The sequence below is a fragment of the Streptomyces griseoviridis genome (genome assembly GCF_005222485.1).
Taxonomy (GTDB): Bacteria; Actinomycetota; Actinomycetes; order Streptomycetales; family Streptomycetaceae; genus Streptomyces; species Streptomyces hintoniae.
In genome coordinates this window covers 17,223-36,836 of the sequence record NZ_CP029078.1, presented here as the reverse complement: position 1 = coordinate 36,836, position 19,614 = coordinate 17,223, and the positions used below count along the sequence as shown (strand labels likewise).

At 68.3% G+C, this 19,614-nt stretch carries 13 protein-coding genes and 2 pseudogenes; 7 read left to right on the top strand and 8 right to left on the bottom strand.

Going from position 1 to position 19,614, the window contains the following annotated elements; genetic code table 11:
• Positions 1-12: 12 nt before the first annotated feature.
• Entirely contained in the window at positions 13-3,684 is a 3,672-nt protein-coding gene (locus DDJ31_RS00150) for a Helicase associated domain protein (RefSeq protein WP_127182350.1), read from the top strand.
• Positions 3,685-3,987: 303 nt separating this feature from the next.
• Here DDJ31_RS00150 and DDJ31_RS00145 read toward each other — a convergent pair whose 3' ends face one another.
• Together DDJ31_RS00145 and DDJ31_RS00140 are read right to left on the bottom strand one after the other, a co-directional pair.
• Positions 3,988-5,811: an AAA family ATPase gene (locus DDJ31_RS00145; protein ID WP_127182351.1), complete on the bottom strand. Its 1,824-nt coding sequence runs from the start codon at positions 5,809-5,811 to the stop codon at positions 3,988-3,990.
• A gap of 378 nt (positions 5,812-6,189) precedes the next feature.
• Positions 6,190-6,618, bottom strand: coding sequence for a hypothetical protein (locus DDJ31_RS00140; RefSeq protein WP_127182352.1), 429 nt, complete (start codon positions 6,616-6,618; stop codon positions 6,190-6,192).
• A 160-nt stretch (positions 6,619-6,778) separates the two neighbouring features.
• On the opposite strand from DDJ31_RS00140, the gene DDJ31_RS00135 reads away from it, so the two are divergent.
• A complete protein-coding gene (locus DDJ31_RS00135) occupies positions 6,779-7,051 on the top strand; it encodes a helix-turn-helix transcriptional regulator (protein ID WP_127182353.1) in 273 nt (90 codons plus the stop codon).
• A gap of 215 nt (positions 7,052-7,266) precedes the next feature.
• A pseudogene (locus DDJ31_RS00130) lies at positions 7,267-8,743 on the top strand (UvrD-helicase domain-containing protein).
• Positions 8,744-9,192: 449 nt separating this feature from the next.
• Here the strand turns inward: DDJ31_RS00130 and DDJ31_RS00125 are convergent.
• Genes DDJ31_RS00125 through DDJ31_RS00105 form a run of 5 tightly spaced genes read right to left on the bottom strand, consistent with a single transcriptional unit; the run spans position 9,193 to position 13,390 of the window.
• A complete protein-coding gene (locus DDJ31_RS00125) occupies positions 9,193-9,774 on the bottom strand; it encodes a thiamine pyrophosphate-dependent enzyme (RefSeq protein WP_127182354.1) in 582 nt (193 codons plus the stop codon).
• On the bottom strand, positions 9,771-10,274 hold the full coding sequence (locus DDJ31_RS00120; RefSeq protein ID WP_127182355.1) for a thiamine pyrophosphate-binding protein: 504 nt from the start codon (positions 10,272-10,274) through the stop codon (positions 9,771-9,773). The genes DDJ31_RS00125 and DDJ31_RS00120 overlap by 4 nt, the downstream gene beginning before the upstream one ends.
• Positions 10,271-11,074: a thioesterase II family protein gene (locus DDJ31_RS00115; protein ID WP_127182356.1), complete on the bottom strand. Its 804-nt coding sequence runs from the start codon at positions 11,072-11,074 to the stop codon at positions 10,271-10,273. The genes DDJ31_RS00120 and DDJ31_RS00115 overlap by 4 nt, the downstream gene beginning before the upstream one ends.
• A 32-nt stretch (positions 11,075-11,106) precedes the next feature.
• Positions 11,107-12,450, bottom strand: coding sequence for a hypothetical protein (locus tag DDJ31_RS00110; protein ID WP_127182357.1), 1,344 nt, complete (start codon positions 12,448-12,450; stop codon positions 11,107-11,109).
• Positions 12,451-12,454: 4 nt separating this feature from the next.
• Positions 12,455-13,390 carry an ATP-grasp domain-containing protein gene (locus tag DDJ31_RS00105; RefSeq protein ID WP_240678486.1) on the bottom strand — a complete coding sequence of 312 codons (936 nt, stop codon included), beginning with the start codon at positions 13,388-13,390 and terminating at the stop codon, positions 12,455-12,457.
• Between the two features lie 492 nt (positions 13,391-13,882).
• Here DDJ31_RS00105 and DDJ31_RS00100 point away from each other — a divergent pair, with 492 nt between their 5' ends.
• From DDJ31_RS00100 to DDJ31_RS00090, 3 genes and pseudogenes are all read left to right on the top strand, one after another.
• Positions 13,883-15,709 (top strand): non-ribosomal peptide synthetase, encoded by a 1,827-nt coding sequence (locus tag DDJ31_RS00100; protein ID WP_127182359.1) that lies wholly within the window; start codon positions 13,883-13,885, stop codon positions 15,707-15,709.
• A gap of 23 nt (positions 15,710-15,732) precedes the next feature.
• Positions 15,733-16,791 (top strand): TauD/TfdA family dioxygenase, encoded by a 1,059-nt coding sequence (locus DDJ31_RS00095; RefSeq protein WP_240678347.1) that lies wholly within the window; start codon positions 15,733-15,735, stop codon positions 16,789-16,791.
• Between the two features lie 516 nt (positions 16,792-17,307).
• A pseudogene (locus DDJ31_RS00090) lies at positions 17,308-17,550 on the top strand (ArsR/SmtB family transcription factor); the annotation flags it as partial.
• Positions 17,551-17,772: 222 nt separating this feature from the next.
• On the opposite strand, the gene DDJ31_RS00085 reads toward DDJ31_RS00090, so the two are convergent.
• Positions 17,773-18,147: an ATP-binding domain-containing protein gene (locus tag DDJ31_RS00085; RefSeq protein ID WP_164785079.1), complete on the bottom strand. Its 375-nt coding sequence runs from the start codon at positions 18,145-18,147 to the stop codon at positions 17,773-17,775.
• Positions 18,148-18,342: 195 nt separating this feature from the next.
• On the opposite strand from DDJ31_RS00085, the gene DDJ31_RS39980 reads away from it, so the two are divergent.
• Positions 18,343-19,409 (top strand): IS630 family transposase gene (locus DDJ31_RS39980; RefSeq protein ID WP_431029095.1). Its coding sequence is split into 2 segments (ribosomal slippage): positions 18,343-18,789 and positions 18,792-19,409, totalling 1,065 coding nucleotides; the frame shifts between segments, so codons are not numbered across the junction.
• Positions 19,410-19,614: the final 205 nt, after the last annotated feature.

Sequence of the window (19,614 nt, the reverse complement as noted above, 5' to 3'; positions counted from 1 at the left end):
GGGGAGCCGCCCGTGCTGCACGATGCCGTTACCCGCCTGCCCAGCCAGCTGTGGACGCCGCAGCGGGACGCCGCCGACTGCGTCCTCAACGCCTTCGCCATGGGCGCCGAACGCCAACTCGTCGTCATGCCGTGCGGCACCGGGAAGACCCACCTGGCCGTCCACATCGCCCACGAAATCGCCCCGAACAGCCGCAGTCTGGTCGTGGTGCCCACCCTCGACCTGCTCCACCAGACCGCCCGCGTCTGGTACGACGCCGGCCGCAAGGGAACCTACCTGGGACTGTGCTCGGACAAGGAGACATCCGAGGCCGCGCTCGCCGGGGTCCTCACCCTGACCCGCGACCCCGCTGACCTGACTGCCCGGCTGCGCGCCGCCGACGGCCCGACGAGCGTGTTCGTCACCTACCAGTCGCTGCACAAACTCCCCCCGGCCCACCAGGAGCATCTGCTGCCGCGCTGGGACCTCATCGTCGTCGACGAAGCGCACCGCACCGCCGGCGCCCGCAACAAACGCTGGGGCATCGTCCACGACAACGACGCCATCCCGGCGCGCCACCGGCTCTACCTCACCGCCACCCCGCGCATCTGGGACGTCAACAAAGGCATCACCGCCGAGCCGGTCGCCTCCATGGACGACGTCACCCTGTACGGCAAAGTGGCCTACCGCTACTCCCTCGCCCAGGCCATCCACGAAGGCCGCCTGGCCGACTACCGCATCGCCGCCCCGGAGATCCACGACCCGCAGCTGCGCGCGGCACTGGCCTTGAACGGCCGCCGCTGCCTGCGTACCCCCCAGGGCGACGCCATGCGCGTCGCGGCCGGACAGCTGGCCCTGTTCGAGGCACGGGCCCGGCACGGCATCCGCCGCACCGTCGTCTTCAGCCGCAGCATCGTGCAGTGCGACGCGTTCGCCGAGACCCTCCCCGAAACCGCTGCCATCCTCCCCGGCCGCCACGCCGACGGCCTGTGGACGGCCGCCATCCACTCCGGCCACTCGCGGGCGCTGCGCAAAGAACGCACCGACCGGTTCGCCAGCCCCGGCCTCCCGCCGGCCCGCGGCACCCTGGGTGACCTGAACGTGCTGTGCAACGTCCGGCTGTGCGTGGAAGGCGTCGACTTCCCGCTGGCCGACTCCGTGCTCTTCACCGACCCCAAACGCTCCACTATCGACATCGTGCAGGCCATCGGCCGTGCGCTGCGCATCGCCCCCGGCACCGACAAGATCGCCACCTTGATCATTCCTGTGGTGTTCGGCCCTGGGCAGCGTCCCGAGGAGGCCACCTTCGGCACCCCCTACCACCTCCTGCACCAGGTGATGATCGCTCTGCGGGCGTACGACGAGCACGTGTTCGTCCGCCTGCCCGTCAGCGGCCCGGCCAGCCGGCTCAGCCACAACGACATCGCCATCCGTCCCGCCCGCGCGCGGGAGATCGCCCCCCACCTCATGCTGCGGATCATGGAGCCCGAGCCCGACGTCTGGGACACCGGCATGGCCGCCGCCCAGCAGTACTTCGACGACCAGGGCCATTTGAACGTCCCCAGTAACTACATCGACGCAGCCGGGTTCCACCTCGGCTGCTGGCTCGGCTACCAGCGCGCCCTCAAACTGGCCGGCAACCTCACCCCGGCCCGCACCGCAGCCCTCGCGACCTGCAAGATGACCTGGAGCCACCCCAAGGGCAGCACCGAGCACTACCTCCACCTCGCCCAGGCCTACGCGAGCGAACACGGGCACCTGCTCGCCGAGCCCGCACATAAATTCCGGGGCCGCCCGCTGGGGCAGTGGCTCGCCGAGCAGCGCCAGGCCGCCGCCGACGGCACACTGCCTCCGCCCTACGAACGCGCGCTCAAAGACATCGACCCGTACTGGAACCCCTCCTGGCCCCGCGAATGGCAGCGCATGTGCACCCGCGCCCGAGCCGGGCGCCTGACCATCCCGGCGGGCCCGCTGCCCACCCACGCGGACGACCTCACCCGCTGGCTGGACGAACAGTTCGACGCCTTCCCCACCCTCACCAAAGGCCAGCAGAGCCAACTCGCGGCGCTTGCCCTGCGGCACGACCCGCTGGCCCTCGCCCTGCGCCGCCCCCACGGCCACCAGGCCCGCACCCACGCCCAGGGCCTACGGGCCGCGCGGCGCTTCTTCCGCCGCCACCAGCACCTGCGCGTCCCGGCCGACTACGCCGACGACCACGGCGGCACCCGCTTCCCGCTGGGCCGGTGGATCGCCGACCTGCGCATCATGGTCGGCGAAGGACTCCTCAACCACGAAGAGATCGACTCCGTCGAAGCCCTGGCCATGGAATGGCTCCCCGGACTCGCCTGCGACAACGCCCCGGCCGCGCTGCCGGCAACCCCCACGACCGCCACGCTACCGGCCGACACCGCCAAGCCCACGCCGCCACCCGATCTCGCCCAACCTAGCAGGCACCACCCGGCGTTCTGGATCGCCGACCGCCAGTCGGCACCTTCGGCACTCTCCGAGGTGCTGCTCCACGGCGGCCGGCGCCAGCTCCTCAGCCTGCCGGCCGGAGCAGGCAAAACCATGATCGCGGCGACCCTGGCCAGCAAGACCGCGAGCCCCGTCTGCCTGGTTCTCGGCCCCGACCCGACCTACCTCCACCATGTGGTCAAGACCTGGCGCCTGGTGCGCCCGGGGCCGCTGGCCGCCCTCAACATGCGGCCCACCCGCAACGGCAATGCAGGCACCACCCTGGCCAGCGCGGGTGACCTGGCCGACTGGATGACCCAACAGCCCCCGGGATCCCTCGTCCTGGCCCGTTACCGTGATGCAGGACTCATCGCCGAAAGCCACCGCGACCACGACCTGCCCCCCTGGGACCACCTGATCGTCGAGGAAGCCCACCGCACCGCCGAAGGCATCATCGACCCGCACCACCCACACGCCACGATCCACTACGACGACGGCATCCTCGCCCACAGCCGCCTCTACCTGACAGCCACCCCCTGCATCCCCTACCAACTCCCCGTCCACGCCGACCAGATGTGGGACGCCTGGGCCGTCAACATGCCCAACCAGCCGATCTTCGGCATCCACCAGCACACCGCGGAACGGCCCGAACTCGAAGCCGACGAGGTGCTCAGCCCCTACCAGTGGATGCAGATCCACGTCCCACAGCCACCGCCCCTGCCCGGTCCCCGCTGGAGCAACTCACCCATGCGCTGGCGCGCTCAAGCCATCGGGGCGGCCCACCTCATCGAGCTCAACAACCTGCGCCGCGTCGTAGCCGTACTGAAGGACCTGAAACAAGCCGAAGCCTTTGCCTGCCAGTTGGCCGTGCAGATGCTCGACGCAGAAATCGTCGTACCCCCGCAAGGCGCCACCCGCCAGCAGCACAACCAGCCGGTGATCCGCTGCCAGCGCGCGAGTGACCCCATGCCCCCCGATCTTGACGCGGTCGTCCTGCCCGCCGACCACTACACCACCATCGAACTGGTCGACGCGCTCCGCCCGCTGATGGGCCAGCGCCCGCAACGCGCCACTCAGACGGCGATCATCGTTCCTGAGGCCGTCGCACCCAACGCCCCTGCACCAACCGAACCCACCGCAGTCATGCGCAAGGTCACCGCGGCGATCTGGGCCCATGACCCCACGACCTTTGATCAATCCGCCGCCACCAGGGCGGCAGGGGAACGGACACTCTCGCGCGGCAACCGGTAGGCCTCAGCCCGTACTGGCACCAGATGCCGGCCAGGCGCGCGAAGCGGTGCCGCCGAAGATCAGGTTCCGGGACTTCTGTTCCACCATGACCAGTCGCTGGGCCGGGTGCCCGGTCCGGACATGCGCCGAGCCGGGCTCCCGGTCTACCCCGGACCGCCTGGCTTCACTTCCAGCTGCCCGCGGCGACTGGCTCTGCACGGAGCCTACCTGGAGCAGGTGAACTGTTCAGGGTGCTTCGACCCATTTTCTGCCTTCGCCGTTCGGCTCCGCGGCTCGCGAGCAGGCCAGCCTGGCCCGCCGTCTTCAGGGGACGAGCGGGTTGTCCCGGGTCAGCTCGATGGTGTGCATCTGATCGAGCAGCCGCTTGGGCAGTTGGGGCAGGTCGTTGTCCACGATGATGATCTGGTGGGGCCGGGCGCGCAGCGCACCGCCGCTGCGCACCCCGGCGATGTGATCGAGGAAGTGGGTGTAGAGCCGGCCGACGAGCTCCTGGTCGTCGTCCCCGTACCCGACGTTCTTGCGGGGTGAGTCGATGACGAGGAAGGACGGCAGGTCCGTCGCCCCGGTCACCAGCGCGTAGCTGAGGAACGCCATCCGGTACACGACGTTGATGGCGCAGCGGACCCCGTGTCCGACCTTGGTGAGGTTTCCGGCGCGGACCTGCGGCAGCAGCGAGCTGTGGTTGAGCCGGGCGCCCGGATCGCCGGGCAGGCCGACGGAGCCGGCGAGTTCGGTGAAGTGCTCCTCGAACTCGCCGAGCGTGGTCTGCCGCCCGGCCAGCAGGTTCTTGCGGGTGCGGATCTCCTCCCGCACGCCCTTCAGCTCGTCCTCGGCGGCCTGGACGGAGCGGTGCAGCTCGGCCAGCCGGCGATGCGGCTCCAGCTCCCGCTCCAGCATCGTGGTCCGGGTACGGGCCGTCGCGTGCGCCGCGGCCAGCAGCTCGATCTGCGCGGCCAGCGGGCTGATCTCCTCCCGGGTACGGGCATCCAGCTCGATGCGGGCCTGCTCCCATGCGGTCTGCGCCTCGCTGTGGGCCTTGACCTGTTCGGTCAGCTGACGCTCCGCCGCCGCCAGCGCGTCCTGCGCCGCATGCAGGGCATGCGCCAGCACGGAAGGATCGAGCTCGCTCAGGCACAACGGGCAGTCCCCCTCGGGGACCGGCCGCAGAGTGAGATCGGCGCAGCACACCGGGCAGGGCGAACACCGCCCAGGACCGTTGTCGCGCTGGTGGATCAGTTCCTTGACCTTCTGTTGCAGGCGCCCCAGCGTGTGCTCGCCGTCGGTGACCGCACGCCGGTACCGCTCGAGGACCTGCTCCGCTTCCTGGACCCGGCGGCGCAGCGGGTCGGCATGGGCGGTGGCGGCCCGCATCCGGCCCTTGAACTCCTCCAGACGCTGCAGTGCCGCGTGCTCCTCGTCGTGCGAGCGGGCCAGTTCCGTCTCGAGGTCGGCGGCGCTGCCGGAAAGGAACGCGTTGATGGTCTCCGCCTGCCGCCTTAGCTCACTCAGGGTGCGCGACAGTTCGTCCCTGCGGGCGGTCAGGACCCGCATCGGTCCGTCGGTCAGCCCGAGCAGCAGCTCGACCACGGTCCGGTAGGACTGGGTGGTATTCGCTTTGCCCCTCACCGACTCGGTGCCGTCCACCACGTCCTGGGTGAGGTAGCACATCGCGTACAGCTGCTCGAAGGTCAGCCGTGCCCCGGAGCCCAGCAGGGCCACGGCGGAGGGAGGTGCGAACATCTCGCCCAGGCCGAGCAGGTCCAGCAGCACCTCGCCCACCACCCGCCGATCGCTGTCCGGCTTCGGCTCCACGTCGAGGATCTCCTCGACGCCGCCTCCGTTGCTGTCCAGGAGTTCGACGTTGGACACGTCCCGGACCAGGGAGCGTCGCAGCCCGATGCGCATCCCCTCGATCCGCACGAACAGCGTCACCGTCTGCAGGCGCTCCCCGGGCACCTCCCGCCAGGCGACGCGCAGCCCGAGCGCGTACTTGATGCAGTCGGCCAGTGTGGTCTTGCCGGTGTCGATCGGCCCGACGACGCACACCACCGGGTGGGCCAGATCGATCTCCCGCACCTCGCCGTCCGATGTGAGCACAAGCCGCTCACAGAAGAAGTCCCTTGCCACCGCGGTTCCTTCGTCTCGCCCGCCTGCTGTCGGGTGCTCCAACGGCCCGTCCCGGTACGGGAAGCGGGGCCGGGCGCGCACCCACCGGATCGGGTGGGCAACACGCGCAGGCTGCCCATCCGATCCGGCGCAGCCACGGTGCGGGCGCGGCGTGGCACCAACCGTCCCGGGCCGCCTCCCGGTACCGGGAGGCGGCTGCTCCCGGTGAGCGGCCCGCGCACTGCCACGGGACCGTCCGCGGCCGCCGTGCGTACGCCGGGCTCGCACCGGTTCCGGCCGGGCACCGCCTTGTGCCCGGTGGGCAGGACGCACCCCACGTGAGGCGGGCGGACCGGTGACGCGACCGCGGATGCGGGTGGCGGCCGGGTGCGGTCTGTCTCACAGGGCCTCCACCCACTCGCCGTGGTCGGCGGTGAGTTCTGCAGGCGGGGGTGAGGAGGTGAGCGGGGCGGCACGAGGGGGTTCGGGGACGGTGGCGGCGTGGGGGATCGAGCGGGAGCATCCCCGGCAGGCGTCGGCCAGGCGCCAGGTGCGCCCGTTGTCGCTGCAGATCAGCAGCAGCGCCAGTGGTCCGGAGCAGGCAGTGGGCGGCCGGTGCCAGACGCACCCGTGCTCACGGCACTGACAGGTCCGCAGGTGTGCGGGCAGTGGAGTGCCGAGGAGATGGCCGGCGAGGTGGTGGCGCGCCTGACGTGGCACCGGGATGCCCGGCCGGGCGGCGAAGGAGTGGCACACGCTGCAGGTGACGGTCGGGCGTCCGTCGTGCGCGCTGATGGTCACGCTCCAGGCGCGTGCGGGCAGGGCCATGGAATCCCTTCGGCCATGTCGTGAGGGCGGGATCGGGGCGCCGCCGGGGGAGGGGGTGACGAGCGGACACCGTAGTGCAGAGCTCTGCCCTGCCCGGCACTCGCAAATAGGGCAGATGTCTGCACTGTCAGGGCGGGGGTCTGCGCCATCGGATGGGCAGGTGACGATCTTCCCGCCGCCGGACCCGGACCCGACGGCGCTGCGCCAGGACCTGTCCCGGCTGCGCGCCGAGCGCGGCTGGAGCTACGACGAACTCGCCGCCCGCAGCAGCCTGTCCAGGCGCACCCTCATCGAGATTGAGCAGGGCCGCACCATCGGCACCCTGGCCACCTGGCACGCCCTCGCCCACGCCTTCGGCCTCCCGCTGGGCGAGATCCTCGCCCCCCTGTGCACCGGCCACGAACCCCCGCACGGCGAACCCCGGGCCCGCTGAGAATCCTCACCCGATCGGGACCCGCACCCGCCCATCCGTGCGAGCGCAGCCCTGGCGTTCCCTTTCCGTCACCCTCTCGAAGGTGTCACGTGCGACACGCCCCGAAGACCGGTGCACCGGCTGCCACCCTTCACTCCGGCACCTGCATCGGCCGATGCAGGTCCGTCCCGCATACCCGCACCCGCGGTCTGCCACGGCCTCCGGAGACCCCACCCATGAACTTCACCCCCACCGCAGAACAGGCCACCGCACTCGAGGCGTTCACAAGCGGCCACCACCTGGTCATCCAGGCCGGCGCCGGCACCGGAAAGACCTCCACGCTCGCCTTCCTCGCCGAGCAAAACCCCACCCGCCGCGGCCGCTACCTCGCCTTCAACCGCGCCATCGCCCAGGACGCCGCCACCCGCTTCCCCTCAACCGTCCAGTGCAAAACGGCCCACTCCCTGGCCTACGCCGCCCTCGGCCACCGCTACCGCGACCGCCTCAACAGCCCCCGCCGGCCCGGCTGGAAGACCGGAGCGGACCTCGGCCTGAACACCCCCGCACGCATCCAGGGCCGCGACCTATTGCCCGCCACCTTGTCCAACACCGTGCTGCGCACCGTGACCCGCTACTGCCAGTCCGCCGACACCGAACTCACCCACCACCACGTCCCGCACCTGCGCGGCATCGAAACCGAGGCCGCCCACGCCGAACTCGCCGACCTGCTCCTGCCGTACGCCGCGAAAGCCTGGCAGGATCTGCAGGACCCCGGGGCGGTTCACGGTCCGCTTCGAGCACGACCACTACCTCAAGATGTGGGCCCTGACCGAGCCCGTCCTCGAGGCCGACTTCCTGCTGCTGGACGAAGCGCAGGACACCAACCCCGTCCTCGAACAGATCGTCCTGGCCCAAAGAGAGCGCACCCAGATCGTCATGGTCGGCGACTCCGCCCAGGCCATCTACGGCTGGCGCGGCGCCCGCGACGTCATGACCGGCTTCACCGGCAACCACCTCACCCTCACCCGCTCCTTCCGCTTCGGCCCGCAGCTCGCCGCCGAAGCCAACCGCTGGCTTACCCTCGCTGACGCCCCCATCCGCCTGACCGGAAGCACCGACCTCCCCACCACCATCGGGCCGTCCACTGACCGGACCGGCGCGGTTCTGTGCCGCACCAACATCGGCGCCGTCACCGAAATCCTCGCCCTCCAGCAGGCCGGCACCCCCACCGCACTGGCCGGCGGGGGAGACGCGCTGCGCGCCCTGGCCCACGCCGCCCGCGACCTCATCCAGGGGCGGCGCACCCACCACCCCGAACTGGTGCTGTTCACCACCTGGAACGAACTGCGCGACTACGCCGAACTCGACCCCGCCGGCGCCGACCTCCAGCCCTTCGTAGGCCTTGTCGACGGCCATGGCCCCGACGCCATCCTCCAGGCGGTCGACCGGCTGGTCCCCGAAACCCACGCCCAGATCACCGTCTCCACCGCCCACAAGGCCAAAGGCCGCGAATGGTCCCAGGTGCGCATCGCTGCCGACTTCACCCCGCCTGCCGACACCGACGAACTCGACGCCGAGGGGCGCCCCGTGCCCGGCCCCATCGACCCTGACGAGGCCCGCCTGGCCTACGTCGCTGTCACCCGCGCCCGCCGCCACCTCGACCCCGCCGGCCTGGCCTGGCTCGATCAGCACCCCGATGCCCCGGCCCGCTGACCCAGCACGCAGGCTCGGCCGGGGCGGGAATGACGCTGTGAAGACTGCTGCCGGGATCAGCGGCCTCGAAACGGCGAGCACACTGGTACAACAGCGAGGTGAGACGGGGAGGACCACGTGCCGCAAAGTCCGTCCGGGCCAACGGCCGAGCCCCGCGCCGCTCCGGTGATGCTCGATGAGCAGGGGACATCCAGGCGAGCTTGGGGTAGAGAAGCAGTCGCGGGAGGGCGAAGACGAACAGGGAGGCATGCCGCCCGAAGACCCACAGCGCGCCGATGGGCGCGGCGGCGAAGGCGAGCAGCTGTGTCGTACGGATGGCCCGCAGGACGTCAAGGGCGGGGGAGGCAGACTGGATGTGGTTTCCCATGGTCCAGGCGTCGAATCGGCGGTGAAGAACCGACAGGAGCGTCGGAGTTCATAGTGCACTGCCAGGGTGGCCTGCAAGCCGGCTACGCTGCGGCGCCCCTGACGTACTGCGAGAAGCGCATGGCGACGCCCGGGAGATCTGGCGTGACACGCCTCCGGGGCGGGGTGGCGTCCGGCTGGACGGGGCAGTGAATGAAGACGGCCGAGGGAACGTCGAGCGCGGTCGTGAGCCGAGCCCGCAGAGCGGACGGGTTATTCGCCTCGCATACGGATTGGTAACCGCTCGCCGTGGCCAACCCAGCCAGATGGGCGTGCCTTCCTGGGGTGGGCTGACCACCGGTCGAGGCGTACAGGCCGTCGTCCAGAACGATGTGCACCAGGGGCAGGTCCGGTGCCGTTCCCACGGCGAGCAGCGTGGCCGGGTTCATCAGCAGGCTGCCGTCCCCGTCGACGACGATCGTCGGCTGCTGCGAGGCCATGGCGACACCGGTCCCCAAAGCCAGGGCCAGGCCCATGGAGCCGGTCATGTAGAAGTGGTTCGGCCGGTCGTCCAAGGACGCGGCCACCCGGGAGGCGAAGCCGGTGGTGAACACAGTGGGGATCCCGGGCGCGGTGGCCAGGATCTCGGCGATCGCCGTGGACTTGTCGAACGGCACGACGGTCACGCCTCCCAGTCGAATTCGTCGGGTCGTACCAGCAAGGCATGGCTGTGCCGCTTCTCCACGACCGTGCGCCGGGCGTCCCGGATCTGATCGTTGGCCCTCCCGGCGGAGAGGTAGTGGTGCTCGATCCCCAGGCCGTCCAGGATCGGCTCGGTCAGCCGCCCCATCGCGAGGTTTTCGGGCGTCGGGTCCGGCGGGGTTCCGCGCATGCTGATGATCAGAAGCATGGGGATGCGGTAGGGGACCACCAGGGAGGCGAGGGCGTTGACGGACTGCCCGAACCCGGAGTTCTGCATCAGCACGGTGGCGGTGCCTCCGGTGAGGGCCACGCCGGCTGCCATTCCGACGGCGTTGTCCTCGCGCGCCACCACGTGGTAGTCGGCGCGCTCCTGCAACTGGGCCAGCAGTGGTGCCAGCACGCCGCACGGAGTGGCGAAGTAGGGACCCATGTCGTGGCCGACGAGAGCGTCGAAGACAGCAGTGGCTGCGGTGGTATCGCTCATGTGCCGGCTCCTCGGGCGCCGCCGTCCGTTGTCCGGCACGCTGTCGTGGTCGTGCCGATGGCCTGAACGACCGCAGGCACCACCCGATGGGCACGGTCGCGGAGGTAGAAGTGGCCGCCTTCGAACACCCGGTGGTCAAAGCGACGACTCGTCAGTTCCCGCCAGAAATCGGCCTCTTGAGGTGGGAACCGGTCGTCCGTACGACCGCGGAAGACCGTGATTGGAGTGTCGATCCGGGGCGGTGCCTCGCGCCGGTAGCGCTCGATGAGCCGGTAGTCGGCCCGGATCATCGGGACGAGCAGGGCCAGGAGTTCGGGTTCGTCGAACACGGCCTGGTCGGTGGCGGACATGCTGCGCAGTTCGGCCACGAGCGCGTCGTCGTCCTGGGTGTGCAGGTCGCCGCCCGGATGACGGTGCGGAGCCGAGCGTCCGGAGACGATCAGATGCCGCGGAGGGTGTCCGTGCTCCGCGTGGCGCAGGGCCACCTCGTAGGCGACGGCGGCGCCCATGCTGTGGCCGAACAGCACGATGTCCTGCCAGCGCTGGGGCCGTACGACGGCCGCGATCTCGTCGGCCATCTCGTCCATCGAGTTTACGCAGGGCTCCGCGATGCGGTCGTGGCGGCCCGGGTACTGGACGACGGACAGCTCGATGTTGTCGGGGAGGTGGGGCGACCAGTCCTGGTAGGAACTGGCCGCTCCCCCGGCGTGCGCCAGGCATATCAGGCGGACGGACGCCGACGGCTTCGGCCGGGGTGTGCGCAGCCACCGGGCGGCGCGGTCGGACAAAGGCGTGGTCATATCGCGTTCCTGTCGGGGAGCGACCTGGCGCATCAGACGGGCAGGGCGACCGACGGCAACGCGCCGTTGCCCTGGATGGTGGTGACACCCACACGGCCGGGCGGCAGGTAGCGCACCAGGCAGCCGCCGGGCTGCCCGTCGAAGAGGAACGGGCTCAGCACCGGGTGGACGTCCGTCTCGTAGGTGTCCTCGCTGCCCTCCTCGCGCAGTTCCACGCGGTACGGCACGGGCTCGACGTATTCCTGCGCGATGTACTGGCCGGTGCTCAGCGCGGTGTCCAGGGTCGCGCGCCAGGCGGCGTCGTCGACGTGGCGGCCGAGGACGACACCGTGGCTGCCCAGTCCGATGGCCGGCTTGAGGACGAAGTTCTCCCGCTCCGACAGCAGTAGTTCGGGCAGCGGCCGGGTGGTACCGCGCCAGCGCACCGGCCGGTCGGAGACGGTCCTGGTCCAGGGCAGATACCGTTCGACCAGTGCGTGGTCCTCGGCGGTCATCCACGGCAGTCCTTCGGAGACCCAGCCGAGCACCTTCTTGTTGGCAACGAGGTAGGCGCTCTGAGAGGCGATCAGGAAGCACTCCGCGTCCAGGGCGGAACGCATCGGTGCGAGATCGATCCCGAGCCGCGTCCAGTCGAAGATGGTGAAGTGCCGCAGGCCGAGCCGGTAGCGGGGCGTCGAGTTGCCTCCGCCCAGGCCGAGCCCCTGGAGCAGTTGTTCGGGCTCGAAGTACTCCGCCTGCAGGCCCTGGTTGCGCAGCGACTGGACCTGGATGTCGAAGTACCGCGTGGTGCGTACGGCGTTGAACTCCCGCAGTGCCCCGACGATGGCCACGGCGGGAGGGGTGCCCAGATCACGCACAGCGCGCACGAAGATCTGGTCCCGTACGGAGAGCGGGTCAGGCGTGGCCCGGAAGGGTGCCGCGTGGGCGCCACCGTATGCGGCCTTCCAGGCCGCGGACTGCACGGAGGTCTCGACGACACCGCCGATACCGGAACCGATGTTGAACTCGAGGAATTTGGGACCCGTCGGGCCGATGGCGATGTCCGGGCGCGTCATGCACGTCGCGTACGTCTCTTCGAGAGGTCCCTGAACCCACAGCGGGTAGTTCTCCTCCGCCGCACCGAGCGCGCGAAGCCTTCCGTGGAAGTCCGGGGCGATTCCGAAAAGCGCGCGACGAAGCAGCCGGAGCAACTGCCGGGTGGCGTCGAAGAGTTCCGTGTAGCGCTCCTGCGGCAGAACCACCGGGTTCATGGAGGTGCTGTTGACCGGGTAGTCCAGGTCGTCCAGCGTAAGATCCAGGTGCTCGGTGAGTTCCGGAACCGCCAGTCGCGACTTCTCCGGCAGCTCCGCGGTGCCGAACCAGGTCTCCTCGGCCACGCCGTCAGTTCCCTTCTTCGAATTTTCGCTTGATCCAGCCGAAAAAGGCATCGGCAAGTAGAGTGAGTTGCGGCTCCGGCAGGACTGTGAAGCCGGCGCTGGCTGTACTCCACTCGTTCAGGATCGGCCCGGAATCTGTCATCAGCCAATCGATGCAAAGGAATTCGGCATTGAGGCTCTCGGCTACGGTGTTGCACCATTCCTCGACCTGGAGGTGATCGTCGTTCACTTCCAGCGATCCGCCCTGGCTGATACTGGCGAGATATCCGCCCGGCCGGGGCTTGCGGCTCAGCGAGGTGACTACCCGGCCATCGACGACGAACACGCGCATGTCCGCGCTGTGCGGAAGGAACGGTTGAACGATATAGCCAGTGCCGGTGGTCGAGACGATGTCGATGGCGGTTTCGAGCTGCTGATCGGTCTCGATCTTGAGGACTCCGACGCCCATACCGAGTTCCCTCGGCTTGACGATGTAGGGACCGTTTCCGAGGTAGCACCTCACCTCGGGGATCACACGTCGCGCGTATTTCTCTGCGGGTACCGAGATGGTTTTGAGCGTGGGGACGCCGAGGCCGGCGGCGTGCTGCAGAAGGGCGAGCTTGTCTCGTTCGAGATAGTCCGGACCGCTGATCGATCGGTTGAGCAGGACGGAGTCACTTGAATAAATCGTTCGGTAGATCGCCCGCATGTGCTGAAGCCCCTGGGGTCGTCTGCTGAGGTCTTCGGCTATGTAACACTGCCGGGTCGAGAGCAGATCCTCTCCCCGGTATCGCAGCACCGGCCCACCGAGGCAGGAAGTAATGATTTCTCCCGCCTGGAGGATGCGGAAATCGAAACCCGCTTTCTGTGCCAGTGGGAGATAACGTTTCGACAGGCTTTCCTCGAACTGCAACGCTGAATCGTGTTCCCGATCGTCCGCTTGATAGATCCAATTGATCACAGCACTCAAGGAAAAGCACCTTTCTGGGTGATTCCAGCAGACATGCTTTCGTGGACCATGCAACACCATTGTTGTGCGCGAGACAAGGCCGCATCCACAGGAGGTGAATTTTAGTGACTTGATGCATATGCTCCTTTTTGTGAGTTTTTCGGCATTCCTTGGCCGGTGCCAGTTAGGTCTGGCTGGTATGTGCCCCCAAGAGGGGTGCATATCGCACAAGTTCGGGGCGTGTCTGGTCGGACTTTCCTCGCAACATGGGGCTTACATCGTCGAGATCAAGCCATAGGTGATCATCATGCTGGCGGTAGCCGGGGTTTGTGTTGGAGAGTTGGATAGCTTCATTGCTCCACATGCCTGCCCGCGCTCCTGCGAATGTTTGTGACCGATGCCTCATACATCGAGAGGTCGGTGTATGGCTGTCCCGCCGCCAGTAATTCGTGGGTAGGTGCCTGCTCTCGTAGGCCGTAGGTCAGAGTTGAGAGGCATACCCCCATGAACGACGTCCTCTTCGCCCACGAACTATTAGAGGCCCAGGCTGCTCGGATCCCTGCAGCCGTTGCCGTGCGCGACGGCGACCGGGTGCTTACGTACGCCGAATTGGATACCAGAGCTAATCGGTTGGCGCGGTATCTGCGTACGCTGGGGGTGGGGTCTGGCAGCCTTGTGGCGGTCGCGCTGCCCCGCTCCGCGGACTTGGTGGTCGCCCTCTCCTCTGTACTCAAAGCGGGAGCCGCGTACTTGCCGTTGGACCCCGATTACCCCCCTGCCCACGTCTCCGCAGTACTGGAGGACGCCCGGCCTGTCCTCCTGATCACGGCGTACCCCTCCGTTCCTCAGCTCTCCGCTCCCCAGCTCCGCCTGGAGGAACCCGGCACCGAGCAGGCCCTCGTAGCACTTCCCGGCGGCACGCTCACCGACGATGAGCGCGGCCGGGCCGTCCGACCACTAGATACCGCCTATGTCATCCACACTTCTGGGTCCACCGGCCGGCCGAAAGGGGTGATGGTCACCCATCAGGGGCTCGCCAGTTACTTGGCATGGTGCCGTGACGCCTATCCGGGGCTGGCTGAGGGGGCCCTGCTGCACTCTGCTGTTGCCTTCGACCTCACGGTGACTGCCCTGTTCGGCCCGTTGTCGGTCGGTGGCGCGGTCGTCGTGCGGGATCTGGTGGCTAGGGATGACGATATGTCCTGTGAACCGCTGAACGGCATTGCGTCTGGCATCCGAGTCGGCTTCCTGAAAGTGACCCCCAGCCACCTCGCACTGCTCGATGCCGTTCCGGAGCCCCTGCTCCCCACCACGGACCTGGTCGTAGGGGGCGAGCAGCTTTTGGGCGAGCAGTTGGAGGAGTGGCGGCGGCGTGTGCCGGGCGTAGTGATAACGAACGAGTACGGGCCCACCGAGGCGACGGTCGGCTGCGTCACCTACCGGCTGGAACCCGGCGACAGTGTGCCCCAAGGGCCTGTCCCGATCGGCCGACCCGCCCCTGGCGTGCAAGCCCATGTGCTGGATGAACAGTTCCGGCCGGTGGCTGATGGCGCAGTCGGCGAACTGTTCGTCGCGGGGGATCAAGTGGCGCTCGGCTACCTCAACCAGCCTGAGCTGACCGCCGAGCGGTTCATCGCCGACCCTTTCGCCTCCTCGAATGCGCGGATGTACCGCACCGGGGATCTCGTACGTCGGCTCCCGGACGGCGACTTGGCCTACGTGGGGCGGGTCGACCAGCAGGTGAAGATACGCTCCCACCGAGTCGAACCCGGCGAGCTGGAGGCGGTGCTGGCGGCTATGGATGGGGTCGGCCAGGTTTGTGTCACTGCGGAGCCCGGCCCCGGCGGGTTGTGCCTGGTCGCCCACGTCGTTCCACAGGGCGAAGCGGACGGGCTGGCTAGACGGCTGAGGCACCAGGCCGCCGAGCAACTTCCCGCCTATATGTTGCCGTCCGCGGTGGTGCTCGTGGATCGGATGCCGTTGACCCCGCAGGGAAAGGTCGATCGGGCTGCGCTGACTGCCGCTTTCCCGGCCACGCAGGTGCTGAGGGCCCCGCTCTCCGAGCCCGGTACAGGCGGGGCGGCCACGGACGCCGAAGAGCTGCTTGCTCGGCTGTGCGCCGAACTGCTCGGCGTCGACCGAGTGGATCCGGCCGACAACTTCTTCACACTGGGCGGTAATTCGCTGCTCGGTATCCAACTGGCCGCCCGGGCCCGTCGTAGCGGCCTTGCTCTGACACCGACGGACGTGTTCCGCTGCGGCACGGTGCGGGCGATGGCTGCCCGCAGTGCCGACACGACGCCCTCCGTGCAGGGTGCAGGCCAGTGTTGACACCACGTAGGGAGGAGACCGGCATGCCGCACGAGTCGTTGCCACCGCAGATGTTGTCCAGGCTTGGGCCGTACACTGGCCGCATCGAGGGCTCGGCCGGTACCAGGCTAGCCGTCTACGAGGCAGGAGCTGCCGATCGGCGACTGCCGGAGGGGCACATCCAGGACTGGGTGGTTGCGCACCGAACTGCGCTGACCTGCCTGCTCGACACCGTCGGCGCGGTGCTGGTGCGAGACGCCGTGTACCGCGCGGAGTCTCTGTCCTTGGTGGCCCGGGGGTTCGGCGGGACGCTCCTGGCCTACACGGAGCGCTCCACACCGCGTAACCAAGTGGCTCGCGATGTATACACATCCACGGAATACCCGGCGAGTGAGACAATCGTCCAGCACAACGAGAACGCGTACGCGAGTGCTTTTCCGCACCGACTGTTCTTCGCCTGCCTGCAACCTGCGGCCACCGGCGGAGAGACGCCCATCGCCGATATCCGCGCGGTCACCCGACGCCTGCCAGCAGTGCTGCTGGACCGTTACCGGCGGCTGGGCGTAGCTTATTTACGGTCGTACCGCGAGGGACTGGGTCTTACGTGGCAGGAGGCGTTCCAGACCGAAGACCCGGCGGAGGTGGAGAAGTACTGCTCCGCACGTGGCATCGAAACCACCTGGACGGATTACGGCCTACGCACACGGCAGTTGGGCCCGGCCCTGGTGACCCACCCCGGGACCGGTGAGGAATGCTGGTTCAATCAGGCTCACCTTTTCCACGCCTCCAACCTTCCTACGGCAACCCGCGAGGCGCTTACCGAGCTCTTCCTGGAGGAGGAGATGCCGCGGGCCGTCGCCTACGGCGATGGCTCCGTGATCCCCGACGCGGAAATGGACCAGGTCCGCGCAGCCTTCGATGCTTGCACGTACGCTTTTCCGTGGCGATGTGGTGACCTGATGGTGGTCAACAACCTGTTGGTCTCGCACGGCCGTCGGCCCTACACCCAGCAGCGGCGGACGCTGGTCGCCATGACCGGCGAGGTCCGTGTGGCCCGACGGCCCGACGGTACCTCGGTCTTTTCCGGCGACCTCTCAGCGTGAGTCGTCTCCCGGGCTTGCGCTCGCATGGCCTGGTATGCCGTGGCGAAGGGACCCGGTCGGCCCGCTCAACCGATCAGTCTGGCGGCTGCTATCTCATGAATTGCACCGTTGTGCCGTCCGGCACCGCCGATGAGGACTGCGAACAAGTTGTCGCGTAGAACAATACCTGCGAGGCCGTCCATAACACAGACCGCACGAACAAGCATGACAGGAGCACGATGGGCCGGATACGAGTGGGCATCGACAAGCCCGAACGGCTGCAACCGGCCGGCGATGTCCACAACGCCCTTACCTACAGTCGCCAGGCCGGCTGGTCCTCGATATGGCCGGCGGGAACCCACACCGCCACCGCTACTGGCCCTGCTGGGTGACCACGATCAGGAGACCCTCCAAGAAGACGCTTGTCCAACTTCCTTGTCGTACAGAGCGAACTTCGCTGAACGAAGCCCCAGTTCGACTCCTTGAAGAGTCATGAATAGAGAAGGTCCGGTCGTTTTGGTCGACGGAGAAGGCGTGCCAGTACCCGAGCCTCTCGGAAAGTTGATTGGATTTGCGCGAGCTCGCATTCTGATCCTTCTCGATACGCCGAGGAGCACGTCAGATCTTGTTGCTTTGGGCGGGCAGGCACTTGGGTCGGTGGGCAACCACCTTAAGGTCCTACGCGACGCTTGTCTCGTTGAGCGTCAACGAGTTGGGCGAAGCGTCCTATATCGTCGAACCGACGTAGGGGAGATCATAGTCAAGGCTTCAGAACGGTGAGCTTTGCGGACCTCGTCATACGGTCTTGTTGAGGTGCGCTGGCGGGGCGTGATCGAGCAGTGCCACAAGCCGACTGCTGGCGTTAGGGTGGGCGCGTACTTGCATGTCGAGGTAGCGGAACTGGGCGTCTCGGTCTGAAAGCTGGGTGGGTGTCTGCCGAGTCCCGGTGGCCTTGGCTGGCGAGTTCGGGTGGAAGGATCTCCTGCGCTTCGGCGCCGCCTGTTAGGCGCTCAATCCCGCGAGCAGTTCGGGGACCTCTTCAAGACACAGGACGGTGAGGCGCTGACTGGAGCGGGTCAACGCCACGTAGAGGTCGTTGAGGCCGCGGGGGGATGCCGTGACCAGGGAGCCTGGATCCACGACCAGGACGGAGTCGAATTCCAGGCCCTTGGACTGCGTCGCGCCCAGGACCACGACCTTCTGTTCGAGATCGACCTTCGGTCCCCATGAGACGGCCGGGACGTGAACACGGATGGCTTCGGCAAGGGCGGTCAGCTGCGGCTCCGGCCCGATCACCGCGACCTGCCCACTCCCCAGTGTCTGCGCCGCACGGGCCGTTTCGGAACCCAGCCGGCTGGCGAGTTCGCGGTTGGGCACGCGGATGAGAGACGGAGGCTCGCCTCCCGTCCGGGACAGCGCGGGCTGGTTCGAGTTCCGGGTCGATGGCGGTTAGGACGTCTTTGGACGCGGACATGATCTCCGCAGGCGTACGGTAGTTGATGGTTACTGAGGTTGAACGCGTGGTGTCGTGGGGGGTGACGGCTGCCTGGTAGTTGCGGTATCACCGGAGTCATGCGGTATCCACAAGGGGGCGGGCTGACCGTCGAACGGCAGCAGTTCCGCGAAGAGTTACGGTTCCAGGCGGCCGAGCGGTTCGCCCGGGGCGAGGGCAGTACCGCGATCGCCAGAGATCTGCGGGTCAGTGTCCGCTCGGTCCAGCGATGGCGTCACGCGTGGGCCGAGGGCGGCCCGCGATCCCTGCGGTCGCAGGGGCCGGCGTCACTGCCGAGGCTGAGCGATCAGCAGTTCGCTCAGCTGGAGGCGGAGCTGGCCAAGGGGCCGGCCGCGCATGGCTGGGGGGACCAGCGCTGGACGCTGAACCGGGTGAAGACGGTGATCGGCCGGCGCTTCCATCTGACGTACACGATCCAGGGTGTGCGGAAGTTGTTGGTGCGTAACGGCTGGTCCTGCCAGGTCCCGGCCCGTCGTGCCATGGAGCGGGACGATGACGCGGTCGCGGGGTGGGTCAAGGAGGTGTGGCCCCGCGCGGAAGGTTAGCGGCGGCCCGTGGGGCCTGGCTGGTCTTCGAGGACGAAGCCGGATTCTCCATGACGCCGCCGCACGCCAAGACATGGTCACCACGAGGCCGCACCCCGGTGGTCCGGGTCCGCGGCCGTTCCCGCAGACGCATATCCATAGCCGCGCTGACCTGCTACAAACCCGGCCGCCGATCCCGGCTGATCTACCGACCGCGACGGGACGACAGCCGGCGCGACGGGCGCAAAAGCTTCTCCTGGCGTGACTACCGGGACCTGCTGGTCGCCGCCCACCAACAACTCGGCGGCCCGATCGTCCTCGTCTGGGACAACCTCAACGTCCACAAAGCCGCAGGTCTCCGGGAGTTCGCCGAATCCCGGGACTGGCTGACCATCCACTACCTGCCACCCTACGCACCCGACCTCAACCCCGTCGAAGGCATCTGGTCCCTCCTGCGGCGCGGCTGGCTCTCCAACGTCGCCTTTTCCACACCAGAGCACCTCATCTGCACAGTCCGGAGCGGCCTACGGCACATCCAGTACCGCAGCCACCTCATAGACGGCTGCCTCACCGAGACCGGCCTGACCATCCGACCCGCCTGACCAGCAGCACGACATCCCGAGTTCAACCTCAGTAGCTGCTCCATCCGCCAGCGCGTGCCGAAGAACGGTTCGAGCGCACGCTGCCAGGTCGTCGCCCCGGAGACCGAGCCGGTCTGGGCGATGTCTCCGATGATCGTGAAGGAGCGGGTCGGGCAGCGACGGACGAGCAGCCGCCAGACCATCGGTGACAGTTCCTGCGCCTCGT

Coding starts and splice junctions, on each gene's coding strand:
- DDJ31_RS00120 (WP_127182355.1), bottom strand. CDS start 10,274: ATGAGCGATACCACCGCAGCCACTGCTGTCTTCGACGCTCTCGTCGGC.
- DDJ31_RS00095 (WP_240678347.1), top strand. CDS start 15,733: ATGCCGCACGAGTCGTTGCCACCGCAGATGTTGTCCAGGCTTGGGCCG.
- DDJ31_RS00100 (WP_127182359.1), top strand. CDS start 13,883: ATGAACGACGTCCTCTTCGCCCACGAACTATTAGAGGCCCAGGCTGCT.
- DDJ31_RS00140 (WP_127182352.1), bottom strand. CDS start 6,618: ATGGCCCTGCCCGCACGCGCCTGGAGCGTGACCATCAGCGCGCACGAC.
- DDJ31_RS00115 (WP_127182356.1), bottom strand. CDS start 11,074: ATGACCACGCCTTTGTCCGACCGCGCCGCCCGGTGGCTGCGCACACCC.